Genomic DNA, 15932 nt, shown 5'->3' on the forward strand with positions numbered 1-15932 from the left:
TGAACAAACGTAAGTATCTGTAGGGTGGGCAATGCCCACCATATCCGGGTTTTGCTGGGCAATGCCCACCCCAGTACGTATGATTCACAAATCAGAGAGTAGCCCTATATAACCTTGTGGGTGTTTAAAAAAATGCAGTACTGAAACTTATGCTACTTTACTTTCCTGGGTAGTAGATGCTGGTTTTTCGGGAAAATCTCCTACTGCTTTGGCTATAGCTGCTACAACTTCTCTAATTTGGCTTTGGTTCAAACCAGGATACATCGGTAAGGATAATATTTGCTTGGCTAGTTTTTCTGATTGGGGAAAATCTCCAGGTTTATAGCCTAAATCAGTAAATGCTGGCTGTAAATGACAAGGAATCGGGTAATGGATGCCGGTTTGAATCCCTACGGCTGTCAGTTGTTCTTGGATGTGCTGACGTTCGACTGGACAGGAATCATCAATTTTAATCGCGTAAAGATGATAAACATGACCCGTGCCACTCTGGTTTTGCATGGGGATAATACCAGCAGATGCTAGTGGTGCTAATTCTAGATCGTATGTTTGGGCGATGGTGAGGCGATCGCTATTCCATTGCGGTAAATGAGGCAATTTTTCCAGTAATACGGCTGCTTGTAAGGTATCCAGACGGCTATTTGTACCCAGTTCGACGTGAACATACTTCTGGGATGAACCATAATTGCGTATGCTGGCAACTTTCCTGGCTATATCTGCATCGCTAGTTAGTAATATTCCCCCATCACCCAATGCACCTAAATTCTTGCTGGGATAAAAGCTAAAAGCGGCGGCTGTCCCCACGGAACCAGCTTGATATCCTTCTCTATGGGCTAGGTGCGCCTGGGCTGCGTCTTCAAAGATTAACACCTTGTGCGTTTGGGCAAAATCTATTAACTTTTGGGGTGATACCATCTGTCCATAGAGATGCACGGGAATAATTGCTTTAGTATTGGTGGTGACTACTTTGGCTGCTGCTTCTAAGTCAATTAAGGCTGTTAGGGGGTCACAATCTACGAGAATGGGTTTAGCACCTACTTGGAGAACACCAATTAATGTGGCGACAAAAGTATTAGCGGGTAAGATTACTTCATCACCAGGGCCTATATTACAGGCTTTTAAACCCAAGGCGATCGCATCAGTTCCCGAAGCTACACCCACTCCATAACCTACTCCTGAGGCGGCTGCAAAGGCAGATTCAAACTCGGAAACTGCTTTGCCTAATATAAAGTCTCCCTGTTGTAATACTTTCTGAATCGCTTGCTGTATCTGATTTTCGATTGGCTGGTGTTGTAACTGCAAATCGACAAAAGGAATTTTTATAGTCATTTTACTCATTGCTAGTTAGCCTCAAGAATAAATACCAGTAATTTATCTAGTTCTAATATGATGTATTTATTACATAACAGCCAATGGAGAAAAACTATATCACTCCAAATTCATCAATCTTTTATGAATTCTGCACTTAAATAAATCTATTTAAGTGTTAATTAGGGAATAGAGACTGTCTTTGACGGCAGATTTAAGCCCATCTGACGCATTTCACACACGACTCATCTTGTGTGTTATCTTACCTTACTTAGATAACGATTCTTAGCAGTGCTAGCGATCGCCCACTACGAGAGATAAATGACCAACGGAAAAAACGGACAAAAGAAAAAAGTGGTTCGGGTTTGTTATGAGCTTCAAAAGCTGGAACCATAACTTTGCTGATTCTATTGGAACTATAATCTTGCCGTTGCAGCAAAGTTATGGGTAAGGTTACAAAAAAGCCGCCACGAGGACGGCTTTCTTCATATATGGGCAGTACCAGACTCGAACTGATGACATCCTGCTTGTAAGGCAGGCGCTCTACCAACTGAGCTAACCGCCCGTTCATTTCACTAACAATCAATATAGCAAAATATTTTGAATTACGCTAGTATTTTGAGGAAAATTTTTTTAAGTATTTTTGAGAACCTGTAAATGCCCTCTGGTCGGACGCACGATCGCATTACTTTATGGGCGTTGCCGTTGGTAGCGGGTCTGACTTTCTGGCAGACTCGCTCTGGCAATGTCACTTTGTTGGTGGCTGGTGGGTTTATGTTTGGTGGGTTGATGTTCGGCCCCGATTTAGATATTTACTCGCGTCAATATCAGCGTTGGGGTTTTTTGCGCTGGATTTGGCTACCTTATCAAAAAAGTCTCCGGCATCGTTCTTTTTTATCCCACGGGCCGCTAATTGGGACAACACTGCGGGTTGTCTATCTCAGCAGCTTGTTGGCTATCTTGACAGTTGTGATTTTGGCAGTTGCTGATAAGCTCTGGAATGTGACTGTGACATGGCAGGATGTAGAAGTGACAGTGGGGCGATCGCTCACTAGTTACAGCATGGAATTCTGCGCTTTATTTTTGGGTCTGGAACTGGGGGCGATGAGTCATTCTCTCAGTGATTGGGGCGGTTCGGCTTACAAACGTTTCCGTAAGCAGGGGGTTCGGGGAATATTTCCTAGTAGCAAAATTAAGAAACGTAAGGTGACGAGTCGTCGGTCTACTGGCGGGAGAAAAAATCAAAAACGGTAATACTGGGAAATGCACAGGTACAAGGAGTATGGAATCAAATCATTTGGCAGCTTTGCAAGAATTAATTGAGGTGGTAGCGAAGTTGCGATCGCCTGATGGGGGTTGTCCCTGGGATTTGGCACAAACACCCCAAACCCTGACACCTTATGTAATTGAGGAGGCTTACGAGGTTGTAGATGCCATTAAGAGTGGAGATCAGGAGGCGATCGCAGAGGAGTTGGGTGATTTATTATTACAAGTGGTTTTACAAGCCCAAATTGCTAGTGAATATGGTCAATTTTCTCTGCAAGACGTTGCCCAAGGTATCACCCAAAAGTTAATTCGTCGCCACCCTCATGTATTTGGTGATGTGTCGGTCAATAGTGTAGATGAGGTGCGGCAGAACTGGGAACAAATCAAAGCGGCGGAAAAAGGCGAACCATCAGCAGAAAGTCAAAAGCTGAGTACAAAACTTAGTCGCTATGGACGTACCCTGCCCCCACTCACAGCCGCGATGAAAATTTCCCGAAAAGCTGCTGCTGTGGGTTTTGAGTGGGAGAATATTGATGGTGTGTGGGCAAAATTCCATGAAGAGTTACAGGAATTTCAACAAGCTTTAGCCGAGGAAACACCAGAACGCCAACAAGCGGAATTAGGTGATTTACTATTTGCGGTGATTCAGTTAGCCCGTTGGCATAATCTTGACCCTAGCGAAGGATTGCAAGGAACAAATCAGCGATTCGTCCAACGGTTACAAAAAATGGAGGCGGTAGTTGACCGCCCCCTTTCTGATTACAGTTTGGATGAGTTAGAAACTCTATGGCAACAGGCTAAAGCCCAACTTGCTAAGGAGTAGACTTCCATTTAATATTGCAACCCACACTCGGTTTTTGTTCGTCAATGACAGGTTTACCCGCCAGTACGGCATCAATGGCGGCGCGTAAATCTGCACCCGTTACAGGTTTACCGTTGCTAGGACGGCTATCATCTAATTGTCCTCTGTATGCCAGGTGGCGATGGTCATCAAATACGAAGAAATCAGGGGTACAAGCAGCAGTATAAGCCTTGGCTGTCTCCTGTGTTTCGTCGTAGCAAAAGGGAAATTGCCAACCTAGTTCTATTGCCAATGCTTTGAGAGATTCAGGCGCATCATCTGGGTAATTTTCTGCATCGTTGGCACTGATGGCGACGATTCCTAAATCCCTTGTGGCATAATCCTGACCTATTCGTGTTAATTCATCTTGAATGTGCTTCACAAACGGACAATGCCGACAAATAAACATTACTAATAGGGCTTTTTTATCGGCAAAGGTAGAGAGAGAGATTGTCTTGCCAGATACTACGTCTGGTAGATGAAAATCTGGCGCTTGTGTGCCTATCGGCACCATTATCGAAGCAGTTAAAGCCATAGTTCACCCGGTATCTTGATTTTGACAACGGCTCTTGCTGTTTGTCACAGTCAAAATAACATGAAATATCTCATAAATTTAGAGGCGGAAAAATTCCCGCCTCTGTTTTTGTTAAGTTATTTTTTTACAAAAATTAAGATTTATCTATTGCAAGTTTGTCAGAAGACCTAAAATTCCTTTTCCTGTAAATACTTCTAATGCGATTAAGGAGATGAAACCAATCATTGCCAAACGACCGTTGAGTATTTCTGCATAGGGGGTGAACCCAGTGCGATCGCCTTGCTCATCTACATATACTTTTGGCTCAATCGCAAAGTTGTTCATCAGTCCTTGGTCGTCAACGATGGCATTGTTTGTACGCATTTTATTTTCCCCAGCTTAATCTGTTGTTAAGAACTGTAACAGATATATTAACTATTGTAAAGTATCTGAGTCCATCTGAAGATATATCATGGTGAATCGAGTTCACAACCACGTCTAAAGAACACCTTTAGCTTTTAGACAATTTCAGTTACACATAAAACTCCCAGAAGCCAATGGATCGATTCCGAGTAGAAGTTATAGCTAAAACACCAAACCCCCAGCAGGTGATTTACGCCGCAATGCACCAAGACTATACTGATGGGTTCGTGTTTGACGAGCGCGACTCCTGGCCCTCGGAGTCGGAATGTGGCGACATTATTATTAAGCGCCTGTTAGCTGGGGAAAGAGGACACTATGGCCCGTTAGAGCATCCCCAGATTGTTTTCAACTGCGGCTATTTTCCCCACAGTGTTATGCAGCAGGCGCGTACACATAGGGTTTCAGTATCATTTGATGTACAATCTTTTAGGTATACGGGTAACCAGTTTATTGATGTAGTCGAAGGTAGAAAAGACATTGAAGATGTTTTTTACCTGCGTCCTGTTGGTTATTACACAGATAGACAGGGCAAAAAATATTACTATTCTCCAGAACAAAGAGCCGCAGATTTGCAGTGGTGTTTAGAAGCAGCTAAACGTTACAAAGCTGATTTTGAAGGGGGAATGTCTGAAGAACACGCACGAGGTAAAGTACCCTTTGATTATCGCCAGCATTTCGTCGTCAGCTTTAACCTGCGCTCATTTTTGCACTTTTGTGACTTACGCAATAAGAAAGATGCACAACTGGAAATTCAAAAGTTGTGTGAATTGATGTGGCCTCATTTTGCAGAGTGGTCTCCGGCGATCGCTCAATGGTATGAAAAATCCCGTCTGGGTAGAGCCAGGCTATCACCATAATTCAACCGCTTTCCACTTATAGGTGTAATTTTATCGACCCTCGGCTAGCCATCGAGGGTTTTTTTAGGTGTAAGGGTGTAAGGGTTTCAAATATTTATACCCCTATACCCCTGTACCCTTGTACCCCTATACCCCCCACCCAAACATAAGTTGCTCTGATTAATCGCATCCATTATTTTTTGTCAAGTCCTATTGACCTTTTGTAACAATATTGTTAAATTAATTTACATAAAGTAACAAACTAAGAAAAAAACTATGTATACCACCGTTAACGAAGCAGGCATTTTAAATAACTACGCTACCGAACCCAAAATGTATTACGCTGCCTACCCCAACCAAGAGCAACAACGCCAATATGCTTTACAGGGTGCGTTTGCTACATTGCTGATCACAACTTTAGTTTTGGTTGCTTTGGGCATTAGCTAAGATTTTTACATTTCAATATCGCCGTATCTCATTGTCATTCGTACTTCTTCTATAAACCTCGGTTAGTTTCGCCGGGGTTTTTTGTTGCGCGGAGCGTGAATGCTAATAGATCAATATGAGATCACTAATCTAAAGCCAAAAAACTAAAATGAGATGAGCAATCCCCGTGAAAAACTAAAATGAAATGAGTAATCCCCGTGTTTTGTGCCTCGGCGAAGTTCTATTCGATTGTTTAGCTGATCAATTAGGGCTAAAGCTGGAAGAGGTAAAGTCTTGGACTGCTTATCCAGGAGGAGCGCCTGCTAATGTGGCTTGTGCTTTGGTGAAGTTGGGAACTCCCGCCGGATTTATTGGTGCTGTCGGTGAGGATGAGCCAGGAAATGCGCTGGTTAAGCTATTACAAGAAGTAGGTGTAGATACAACGGGTGTACAACGTCATTCTACTGCCCCAACAAGACAAGTCTATGTGGTGAGGGATCTAGCAGGCGATCGCACTTTCGCTGGCTTCGGTCAGTATGATACCTCTGAATTTGCTGATACGCATTTGCAAGCCAAGCAATTACCAGAGTCAGTGTTTCAAGAAGCAGATTTCCTGATTTTGGGTACTTTGGAATTAGCCTATCCCGATAGTGAAAAAGCTATTCACCGAGCTTTGGAACTAGCTGAACAGTACGACCTGAAGATTGTGCTGGATGTTAACTGGCGGCCAGTATTTTGGCATGATGAAAATATTGCTAGGCAAAAAATTCAGGAAATTTTCAAACGCGTTGATTTTCTCAAGCTTGCCAAAGAAGAAGCTGAATGGTTATTCGACACCTCTGATCCAGGCGCTATTACTTACCGTTTAGGCTCCATTGAGGGGGTATTAGTGACTGATGGCGAAAATGGCTGTGGTTATTGCTTAGGTGAGAATGAAGGTAAAATACCTGCTTTTGCTGTCTCTGTAGTAGATACCACGGGTGCAGGAGATAGCTTTCTGGCAGGGTTTATCCATCAACTGAGTCAACATGGCATTCACAACTTGAATGATGCAGAGACAGCAAAGCGCATTATTACTTATGCTAGTGCTGTAGGGGCGTTGACTACTACTAAAGCAGGTGCGATCGCTTCTCAACCCACTGCGGTGGAAGTGGAAACTTTTCTAGCCTCCCATAAAATCTAGCTGAACTACCCACATCTGACCCGTCGAGTCAGATGTGGGGCTTCCGTCGGTTCAAGCTAAAGTAGTAATAGTGATAGTTGTAGTACTCAATTTGGCTGCTCTGTTATCTCTTGCCTAACTAGAAGAGAACCAAGATTTTTGCTTACCAGGGTATTTCGGTTATTTGATCTCAAATCGAGTCACAGCATACATTACTGTGTTATCTTTCTTTTATCAAAAAAGGGCGAACGAGGGGACTTGAACCCCCGAATGGTGGAACCACAATCCACTGCCTTAACCACTTGGCTACGCCCGCCACACACATTCTTGATTATAGCACCTGTTTAGTAAATTTATCCAGAATTTTTTTTTGTGAGGAACGGACTTTGCTGATTGAGAGTCTTGGGAATGCAAATTGATTTAGCGAATTAAAGTTAGGAAATATGAAACCCCTGACCATTATGGCATCGGTAGGAGCCTTAGGATTAGCGGCTGTGTTGGGAGTAACAATGGCGAAAACCAACCCTAATCAGACTGAATATGAAGAGTATGCTGTGCAACGGTTGACAGGATACTTAAAGAATGATGTCTGCAATAAAACAACAAAGCTCTTAGAACGTTTAATTAATTACAACTGTGACAAATTGATAGATTCTGCTAACCCTCAACTCCGGCAACTCCTCTCAGCTACAACAGAAAGACAAGACTTTGCTCTGTTTAGCATTTACCGTACAGAACTAAAATTAAGTAATTGGATGCCGTCTTACAAGTTTGAAACGGTGGGAGCTTTTAATAATTTTTACACTTATACAGCAGAAGAACAGTGATAGGTAAATGAGAAAAATTAATGACTGTTGATTTTCTGTAACATAATAAAAATAGTTACAAGAAGTTTCACCATTGCCCATGACATCTGCTTATCTGCTTGTATCCCACGGCAGCCGAGATCCACGTCCAGCGATCGCTATGCAGCAAATAGCAGGACTGATGGCTGAAAAATTACATCTTCCAGAAAAGTTAGTGGGAACAGGATATTTGGAGGTGGTTTCTGAACCTTTGCATGAGCAGATCAGAAATTTTGCTCAAATTACTGTAGCTTGTGGGTGTCATCATCTGAAAATTATACCTTTGTTTCTGTTTCCGGGTGTTCATGTGATGACGGACATTCCTAGTGAAGTAACACAGGCGCAACAGGCTGTAGGTAAAGATATGCTGATTGAATTACAGCCATACTTGGGCAGTCATCCGGGTTTACCAATATTTCTCCAAAAGCAAATCGCTACTATAAAAGCACAAGCGTGGATTTTGTTATCTCATGGTAGCCGTCGCCCAGGTTCTCAAAAACCAGTGGAAACAATGGCGACATATATAGGCGGAGTGGCTGCTTACTGGTCTGTGGCTCCTAGTTTAGAGTCAAGAGTTCAAGAATTGATTGCTATCGGTTACAAAGAAATTGCAATTTTGCCATACTTTCTATTCTCCGGCGGCATAACTGATGCGATCGCTCAAGCGGTTGAAGCGCTAAAATTACAATTTCCTGGGGTAAGTTTATACTTGGCTGAACCTTTGGGAGTTAGTGGAGAATTAGCCGATTTAATTGGGGATTTGATTTACACATGAACCGCACAGACAATGAGGGGCAAAAGAGTTTGGGTAAGGTCTATTTAGTAGGTGCGGGGCCAGGCGATCCAGGACTGATGACGGTGAAAGGCAAAGGTATATTAGAATGTGCCGATGTGGTCATATATGATGCTTTAGTCAGTCCAGCAATTTTGGCAATGATTAATCCCCAAGCAGAGCAAATTAACGCTGGTAAGCGCATGGGGAGACATTCCCTATTGCAGGACGAAACAACTCAACTACTAATTGAACAAGCCCAAAATCATGCTGTTGTTGTGCGCTTAAAAGGTGGCGACCCCTTTATTTTCGGTCGTGGTGGGGAAGAGATGGCTGATTTGATTGCGGCTGGGGTTCCGGTGGAGGTTGTACCAGGTATTACATCGGGAATTGCAGCGCCAGCCTATGCGGGGATTCCCTTAACTCATCGCTTGTATAGTTCATCTGTGACTTTTGTAACTGGACATGAGTCGGCGGGTAAGTATAGACCGAAAGTCAATTGGCAAGCGATCGCCCAAGGTTCGGAAACGATTGTCATTTATATGGGTATCCACAATCTACCTTACATTGTGGAACAGTTGAAGACGGCTGGGTTGAGTTTAGCAACACCAATTGCTTTAGTACGTTGGGGTACACGTCCCGAACAAGAAGAATTAATTGGTGAGTTAGGGACAATTATAGAACTAGTGGAGAAAACCGGATTTGAAGCGCCAGCGATCGCAGTCATTGGCTCTGTTGTCAATATGCACAGTATTTTATCTGTAGCAGGTCGTGTTCATTGATTTGTCAATGTGTCTACATCTAATACCGTTTCTTGATGTAGCTTGCCTGGCGTAGCCATAGATGCACTTTATTCTGTACTGTAGAGACGTTGCATACAACATCTCTACATCATTTATTTGGTGCAACTTCATAGAGAATTGGTATAAGCAGGTAATTGCTAATAGTTGATATTAGGTAATGTGTTTAAAAATTACTTTTAGCAAATCACCTTGATTAAAAGGTTTAGTTAAGTGACCTGATGCTCTGACTATCTTGGCTCTCGCTCTATTGACTAGTCCAGCTTTTGCTGTCACCATAATTACAGGGGTGTTTTTGAAATATGAATGTTTACGTAATAAAGAACATAACTCATAGCCGTCCAAATCAGGCATATCAACGTTGATTAAAATGATATCTGGCTTTGTACAGAGAATTTCCATTAATGCTTTTAGAGAATCTGTAACGCCAATTACTGCAAATATTTGATCATCTAAAAAGTTTTTAATCTTATTTAGCACAGTTGGATCATCATCAATACAAAAGATTGTATATATCTTCTTATCAGCCGATGTGGGAGATATCTGTGAATATCCGTGATTAATAGTATTAGATTGAGATACATATCGCTTTGAATATTCTATAGATTTATTAGTATTTATTTGCGGTAAGCTTGGCTCAGGCTTAGGCTTAGGCTGAGTGTGCGGAGGCGGTGTAAATTTGGTGCTACGTTTGCTGTTAACTGGTATTTGGTTACTTTCTGTAGATGAAGATATCTCTTGACTAGATGCTTCTCTGCGGAATGCTTCAGGAACACGCCCACGCTGTTGACACTGTTCGACTAATAACCGAACATTCAGATAGCAGAATTTAGGTAAATCATCTAAAAAACTTTCAGGAATAAATTCATAACTTCCTTCTTCCAGCATGAGAAATGATTCTACTACTTCTAATGCTAATTGTTCTATCAGGACGGCTGCTTGTGACGAACTAATATATTTCTGATTGACTAACCAACAAATAGCTAAATAATCAGGATTGGGTATAGCTTGATTTTCAATTCCTGTTTCAAATATTGCTCTTAACTGCTCGTTAATTTCTTTAGGTAGGGTGGCAATTTGTGGACTTAAGTTTCCTAAATGTCTATAAAGAGGTTCAAACATCCTCTCTGAATAGCAGGCATAAATGAGCTTACCTTCTTCTACGTATATAGACCAGGTACCTGAAGTACTAAATACTTGTAAACAACCAGTGATTGTCTTCCCAGTTATTTTTTTTAATAAAGATAGGGGTTGTATTTTCTGAAAAAATCTGTATCTAGTAATCGGAAGTGTTTTCATGGCGATCGCTCTGTTATTAAATCAAGATTTAAAATAAAAATTAGTGAAAAGGCTTTTACTGTAGGCAAATATATTTCTGAGGATCTGTTTAGCTAAATTCGGCAATTTACAGTTAAGTCAACACAGTCAGTCTTTATTTTTTATTTTCATGGCAATATTTCCACTAAGCAGTTGCCCTAAAGATGTGCAACTCCCCTGAGTGGAATAGTTTCATGATGTCAAACAGAAAAATTGCTCAACCGATTACTAGAAAACATTCTTTCAAAAATCAGGTTGCTTTTCTGTATCTTTCATTAACTTGGCTAATCTAACAGTACCTTAAGTACTACACGTATAGTTATTGGCTCAAACCCATCAGTAGCAAAAGTATTATCTGTGTTTTTACTGTATAACGTAAAATTAAGGTATGTCAGACTTAAATACGGTTACATCACAAAATACTAGTTTTTTTGCTTACTACGTAAGTATTGCTTTAGTAGTTACCCAAGTTTGAGATTTTAGAGATGTTGTTTGCCAGATTTTCTACGGCCATCACTTGCAAAATGTCAATAGCATATTTTCATTATAAAAATCCTATTTTTCCCAACGGTAGATACGCAAGTAATGGCTCACTAAAAGCTAGGTTACTCCAATTTATCTAGGCAAATAAAAATAATATATAAACTTTATGACTAATGCTTAAAGGAAATGTGAATGACGGTAAGATCAGAATGGTGTTTAAACACGTATTGACTCATTAGTTATCCTGAGGGTTAAAAACCGTATAGTAGAAACCAAATTTTTATAATTATTTAACATTGAATTGATTCATTTGTCCCCAATCCTGAATGTTGAACGAATTTTACCTAGAAGTTGAAGAAAACAGCGCACGCATCGACCGTTACCTCGCAGAAGAATTACCAGATTTATCCCGTTCTCGGATTCAGCAGTTAATTGAACAGGGGAAAGTCCAAGTTAATGGCAAAGTTTGCACATCTAAAAAGATTAACCTGAAAGTAGGCGATCGCATCACTTTAGAGGTTCCCGAAGCGCAACCTCTAGAACTACAAGCAGAAGATATCCCCTTAGATATTCTCTACGAAGATGACCAGTTACTCATTCTTAACAAGCCGGCTGGTTTAGTCGTCCACCCTGCACCAGGACATTCTCATGGCACATTGGTAAATGCTTTGTTGGCACATTGTCCTCATCTTCCTGGTATTGGTGGTGTGCAGAGGCCGGGAATCGTCCATCGTTTAGATAAAGATACAACAGGGGCAATTGCGATCGCTAAAACCGACATCGCGTATAAACACATCCAAGCACAACTCCAAACCAAAACCGCACGACGAGAATATTTAGGTGTAGTTTACGGTGCGCCAAAAACTTCAAGTGGCAAAGTAGATTTACCCATCGGTCGCCATCCCCAAGACCGCAAGAAAATGGCTATTGTCCCTGTAGAAGAAGGGGGAAGGTCAGCCATCACCCATTGGCAAATACAGGAACGCTTGGGAAACTTCACCCTAATTCATTTCCAACTCGAAACCGGACGCACTCACCAAATTCGAGTTCACAGCGCCAAAATAGGTCATCCTATCGTCGGCGACCCCGTTTATGGTTCCGGTCGTTCTGTTGGTGTAAATTTACCTGGTCAAGCACTCCACGCTTGGAGATTGAGATTGCAACATCCAATTACAGGAGATTGGGTTGAAGTTACGGCAACGCCTCCACAAAGTTTTACAACGCTCCTAGAAATTCTTAGACGCAGAGCAGCTATCTCTTCTTAACAGACGCGATTAACCACGTCTATAAAGAATGATGCGCGTTTGCAAAGCGTCCCGGAGGGAAGCGCAATAAAAAAATTTTCGATGTTTTGTTACTCAAATTCACAAAACATTACATATAGGTTTTTCTTGATAAATCAAATAATTGCTCCTAATAATGCGCGAATTGCTTATAGACAGCAGTTAACAGGCTATTAATAATTATGATGAATATTAGTCTTGAAAACTATTATCATTTTTAGCTACAAAATAAAAACCAAAGATTGTTATTTAAAACACAGACTTTTTTTGACAAAAAGCCTGCTTTAGCTTTTTTTATCAATTTCTACTGTCAGCATAAAAGCATATATAAGCTTGATTTGCTACCACGATATAAATTGTACTTGAGGATTTATTAAGTAAAGTAAACAATATTATTTAATTGTTAAACAGGTTTTCATATAAAAGCATTACAAGCTTTATAAAATAAAAATTTTTGGATAAGTCTGTATGGATTAACACTATCTTACAAAACTTAACAATAAATTTACTCAAGCCATATATAAAATACGAACTAAGGTTTTAAAAGCAATTAAAAACAAAAAACAAATTGCTGTTTTTTCTAATAAGAAATAGTACATATTTGCAGTTCCCCAAAGTAATTAATGGGGGTGGATGCTGCTGAAAAATTTGTTTTCTAAATAGCAATAATAATTGCTGTCAACCTTATAACAAGCTGCAATGAACTTTAGGAGGAAAGAAAGATGCTTGATGCTTTTTCCAAAGTAGTTGAACAGGCAGATAGAAAAGGTAATTATCTCAGTGTAGATGAAATCAACGCATTATCGGCATTAGTTACTGATAGTAATAAGCGGTTAGATATAGTTAACAGACTAACAAGTAATGCTTCCTCCATTGTGGCTAATGCTTATCGTGCTTTAGTTGCTGAGCGTCCACAAATATTTAATGCTGGTGGTGCTTGTTTCCACAACCGTAACCAAGCTGCTTGTATCCGTGATTTAGGATTTATTCTGCGTTACGTCACCTATTCTGTATTAGCAGGTGATGCTAGTGTCATGGACGATCGCTGCTTAAATGGTCTGCGGGAAACATATCAAGCTTTGGGTACTCCTGGCGATGCAGTAGCATCTGGAATCCAAAAAATGAAAGATGCTGCAATTGCAATTGCCAATGACTCTAAAGGCATTACTAAAGGGGATTGTAGTCAGTTAATTGCTGAATTAGCTAGCTATTTTGATCGCGCTGCTTCTGCGGTTGTTTAATTAGATTTTTTTCCAAAACTTTTTTCAAACTGACTGTTAGTAATTAATCACAGATCAAGGAGATTAGGAGAAGTATGAAAACACCTTTGACCGAAGCGATTTCTGCTGCTGATGTTCGTGGTTCTTACCTCAGCAACACGGAAATGCAAGCAGTTTTTGGTCGTTTTAACCGCGCTCGTGCTGGTTTAGCAGCTGCTCAAGCATTCTCTAATAATGGCAAAAAATGGGCAGAAGCAGCAGCAAATCATGTTTATCAAAAATTCCCTTACACCACTCAAATGAGTGGACCCCAATACGCTTCTACTCCAGAAGGTAAATCCAAATGTGTTCGTGATATTGACCACTATCTTCGTACTATCAGCTATTGCTGCGTAGTTGGTGGTACTGGTCCCTTAGATGAATATGTAGTATCTGGTTTAAGCGAACTCAACAGCGCCCTTGGTTTATCTCCTAGCTGGTATGTAGCTGCACTAGAATTTGTCCGCGACAATCACGGTTTAAATGGTGATGTTGCAGGTGAAGCTAACATCTATTTGAACTATGCAATTAACGCATTAAGTTAAGACAAAGCTTGTGGGTCTTGGGAAATAAGTAATCGCTCAGTTTATGTGAGTTACTTTGTAACTGCGGTGAACATAATTGCAGCATTTTTCTAATTCCCAAGACCCAAATTTATAATCAAAAAAATTGAGAAAGGAGCGTTTGTCAAAATGAGTAGTTCAGTCGCAGAAAGGCTAGCAATTAGAGATGCCATCGGCAATAAAGTTGAACTGCGCCAAAATTGGAGCGAAGATGATTTACAACAAGTATTCCGGGCTGCTTATGAACAAATTTTTGGACGGCAAGGAATATATGCTAGCCAAAAATTTACGAGTGCGGAAGCTTTGTTAAGAAATGGCAAAATCAGTGTGCGGCAATTTGTGGAGGTTTTAGCCAAATCTGAGTTTTACAAAGAATGCTTTTTTTATAAAAACTCTCAAGTGCGTTTGATCGAATTAAACTATAAGCATTTACTAGGACGCGCACCGTACGATCAATCAGAGATTGCTGATCATGTAGACATTTATGCTGCTCGTGGCTACGATGCTGACATTGATGCTTACATTTACAGTCCAGAATACGAAAATGCTTTTGGTAATTCTATTGTTCCTTATTACCGTGGATTCCAATCAATTCCTGGGATGAAAACAGTAGGATTTAATCGCATATGTGAGCTTTATCGCGGTCGGGGTAATAGCGATAATGCACAAATGGGAAAGAAAAATTCTCGTTTACGAACAAAAGTTTCTTTGAATTTGCCTAATGGAATTTTGCCACCAACCTCCGCCGGGACAAACTTTGTTTCCGCAGCACCGACGTTAATCAGTTCGGCGACAAAGGGTGATAATCGGATGTTTGTGATTGAAGCGATCGCCGGTGGATTGAATACAAATGTAGCAATCCGTCGCAGCCGACAGGTTTACACCGTTTCCTATGAAAGACTTTCTGCTACTTACCAAGAAATTCATAAGCGTGGTGGAAAGATAGTCAAGATTTCCCAAGTGTAGAAATGGTTGCTAGATACCCGACTCCTTCAAGTCGGGTATCTGAGTAAATTTTAAATTTCGGAGCGAAGTGATGTGACATCTGAACCAATTCTTTCTCCAGAAACAGCGATCGCTGCTTTATCTGATGAGGATAACCAAATTCGTTATTATGCTGCTTGGTGGTTGGGTAAACATAACGTACAGGCTGGTTGTACAGCGCTATGTGCAGCCTTATTTGATGAACGCTATCGCATCCCACTAGGAGGGTATCCTCTGCGTCGTCAGGCTGCACGGGCCTTAGGAATGTTGAAAAATCCCCAAGCTGTACCAGCGTTAATTGCAGCATTAAAATGTGATGAAGATTTACGTCTCAGGGAAGCAGTAATTTGCTCTTTAGCGGCGATCGGTGACAAACGAGCTGTGATTCCTTTGCTCAATCTTTTGCAATCAACTCAAGCACAACCTTATGAAGCTTTAATCGAAGCTTTAGCTACTCTACAAGTTTGGTCAGCCCGTCCACAAATTGAACCTTTTCTGAAGCATTATTCTGAGCGTGTGCAATGTGCAGCTGCTCGATATTTGTACCTGCTAACCCAAGAATCTGAATACATTGAACGTATTGTCAAAAATCTCAATCACGACAATATGTATTTACGTTGGGCGGCGGTATTTGACTTGGGTGCAGTTGCTCATCAACAGGCAGTACAGGCAATCTTAGCGGCTCAGGTTCCTAATAGCTTAAAGCTCTTAAATTTAAAGCGTATTCTTGAAGCTATGTTGAACAACAATAGTGTTAATCAGGAAAAAGCATCTGTATTATTTGGAGCAATTGATGATTTATTAATTCAACTTTAAAACTAATAACTGAATATTAAGGATTGGGGATTGGTCT

At 40.9% G+C, this 15932-nt stretch carries 18 protein-coding genes and 2 tRNA genes; 13 read left to right on the forward strand and 7 right to left on the reverse strand.

Annotated elements, in window-relative coordinates:
* Positions 1–147 precede the first annotated feature (147 nt).
* The 3 genes from GSQ19_RS20285 to GSQ19_RS20290 all read right to left on the reverse strand — a co-directional run bounded on the left by GSQ19_RS20285 (position 148) and on the right by GSQ19_RS20290 (position 1870).
* A complete protein-coding gene (locus GSQ19_RS20285; protein ID WP_011319660.1) occupies positions 148–1335 on the reverse strand; it encodes a DegT/DnrJ/EryC1/StrS family aminotransferase in 1188 nt (395 codons plus the stop codon).
* A gap of 241 nt (positions 1336–1576) precedes the next feature.
* Positions 1577–1699 (reverse strand): hypothetical protein, encoded by a 123-nt coding sequence (locus tag GSQ19_RS30295; RefSeq protein ID WP_255449160.1) that lies wholly within the window; start codon positions 1697–1699, stop codon positions 1577–1579.
* Positions 1700–1797: 98 nt separating this feature from the next.
* A tRNA-Val gene (locus GSQ19_RS20290) sits at positions 1798–1870 on the reverse strand.
* 92 nt (positions 1871–1962) lie between these two features.
* On the opposite strand from GSQ19_RS20290, the gene GSQ19_RS20295 reads away from it, so the two are divergent.
* Positions 1963–2559 (forward strand): metal-binding protein, encoded by a 597-nt coding sequence (locus GSQ19_RS20295; protein ID WP_011319661.1) that lies wholly within the window; start codon positions 1963–1965, stop codon positions 2557–2559.
* A gap of 28 nt (positions 2560–2587) precedes the next feature.
* Positions 2588–3394, forward strand: coding sequence for a nucleoside triphosphate pyrophosphohydrolase (gene mazG / locus GSQ19_RS20300; protein WP_011319662.1), 807 nt, complete (start codon positions 2588–2590; stop codon positions 3392–3394).
* Here mazG and GSQ19_RS20305 read toward each other — a convergent pair.
* Positions 3384–3947 (reverse strand): thioredoxin family protein, encoded by a 564-nt coding sequence (locus GSQ19_RS20305; RefSeq protein WP_011319663.1) that lies wholly within the window; start codon positions 3945–3947, stop codon positions 3384–3386. The two genes, mazG and GSQ19_RS20305, sit on opposite strands and share 11 nt — an antisense overlap.
* A gap of 144 nt (positions 3948–4091) precedes the next feature.
* Positions 4092–4310, reverse strand: a complete 219-nt coding sequence (locus tag GSQ19_RS20310; protein ID WP_011319664.1) for a chlorophyll a/b-binding protein — start codon at positions 4308–4310, stop codon at positions 4092–4094.
* Positions 4311–4483: 173 nt separating this feature from the next.
* Here GSQ19_RS20310 and thyX point away from each other — a divergent pair, with 173 nt between their 5' ends.
* The 3 genes from thyX (at position 4484) to GSQ19_RS20325 (ending at position 6794) form a co-directional block, all read left to right on the forward strand.
* Entirely contained in the window at positions 4484–5206 is a 723-nt protein-coding gene (thyX, locus tag GSQ19_RS20315; protein WP_011319665.1) for an FAD-dependent thymidylate synthase, read from the forward strand.
* A 255-nt stretch (positions 5207–5461) separates the two neighbouring features.
* Complete coding sequence (gene psb34, locus GSQ19_RS20320) at positions 5462–5632, forward strand: photosystem II assembly protein Psb34 (RefSeq protein ID WP_011319666.1); 171 nt, start codon at positions 5462–5464, stop codon at positions 5630–5632.
* A 184-nt stretch (positions 5633–5816) separates the two neighbouring features.
* Entirely contained in the window at positions 5817–6794 is a 978-nt protein-coding gene (locus GSQ19_RS20325; protein WP_011319667.1) for a carbohydrate kinase family protein, read from the forward strand.
* 222 nt (positions 6795–7016) lie between these two features.
* On the opposite strand, the gene GSQ19_RS20330 is transcribed toward GSQ19_RS20325, so the two are convergent.
* Positions 7017–7089: transfer RNA gene (locus GSQ19_RS20330), tRNA-His, on the reverse strand.
* 127 nt (positions 7090–7216) lie between these two features.
* Between GSQ19_RS20330 and GSQ19_RS20335 the strand changes: the two genes are divergently transcribed.
* The 3 genes from GSQ19_RS20335 to cobA all read left to right on the forward strand — a co-directional run bounded on the left by GSQ19_RS20335 (position 7217) and on the right by cobA (position 9172).
* Positions 7217–7600, forward strand: a complete 384-nt coding sequence (locus tag GSQ19_RS20335) for a DUF4359 domain-containing protein (RefSeq protein ID WP_011319668.1) — start codon at positions 7217–7219, stop codon at positions 7598–7600.
* A gap of 79 nt (positions 7601–7679) precedes the next feature.
* Positions 7680–8393, forward strand: coding sequence for a sirohydrochlorin chelatase (locus GSQ19_RS20340; protein WP_011319669.1), 714 nt, complete (start codon positions 7680–7682; stop codon positions 8391–8393).
* Positions 8390–9172 (forward strand): uroporphyrinogen-III C-methyltransferase, encoded by a 783-nt coding sequence (gene cobA / locus GSQ19_RS20345; protein ID WP_011319670.1) that lies wholly within the window; start codon positions 8390–8392, stop codon positions 9170–9172. The genes GSQ19_RS20340 and cobA overlap by 4 nt, the downstream gene beginning before the upstream one ends.
* A gap of 171 nt (positions 9173–9343) precedes the next feature.
* Here the strand turns inward: cobA and GSQ19_RS20350 are convergent, their stop codons facing one another.
* Positions 9344–10489: a response regulator gene (locus GSQ19_RS20350; RefSeq protein ID WP_011319671.1), complete on the reverse strand. Its 1146-nt coding sequence runs from the start codon at positions 10487–10489 to the stop codon at positions 9344–9346.
* A gap of 827 nt (positions 10490–11316) precedes the next feature.
* Between GSQ19_RS20350 and GSQ19_RS20355 the strand changes: the two genes are divergently transcribed.
* From GSQ19_RS20355 to GSQ19_RS20375, 5 genes are all read left to right on the forward strand, one after another.
* Positions 11317–12255 (forward strand): RluA family pseudouridine synthase, encoded by a 939-nt coding sequence (locus GSQ19_RS20355; protein WP_011319672.1) that lies wholly within the window; start codon positions 11317–11319, stop codon positions 12253–12255.
* Between the two features lie 740 nt (positions 12256–12995).
* A complete protein-coding gene (locus GSQ19_RS20360) occupies positions 12996–13514 on the forward strand; it encodes a globin family protein (RefSeq protein ID WP_011319673.1) in 519 nt (172 codons plus the stop codon).
* A gap of 74 nt (positions 13515–13588) precedes the next feature.
* Positions 13589–14077: a globin family protein gene (locus tag GSQ19_RS20365; protein ID WP_010994700.1), complete on the forward strand. Its 489-nt coding sequence runs from the start codon at positions 13589–13591 to the stop codon at positions 14075–14077.
* A 147-nt stretch (positions 14078–14224) separates the two neighbouring features.
* Positions 14225–15061, forward strand: a complete 837-nt coding sequence (locus GSQ19_RS20370; protein WP_011319674.1) for a phycobilisome linker polypeptide — start codon at positions 14225–14227, stop codon at positions 15059–15061.
* A gap of 72 nt (positions 15062–15133) precedes the next feature.
* Entirely contained in the window at positions 15134–15895 is a 762-nt protein-coding gene (locus GSQ19_RS20375) for a HEAT repeat domain-containing protein (RefSeq protein ID WP_011319675.1), read from the forward strand.
* Positions 15896–15932 lie beyond the last annotated feature (37 nt).

This window comes from Trichormus variabilis 0441 (assembly GCF_009856605.1).
Classification (GTDB): domain Bacteria; phylum Cyanobacteriota; class Cyanobacteriia; order Cyanobacteriales; family Nostocaceae; genus Trichormus; species Trichormus variabilis.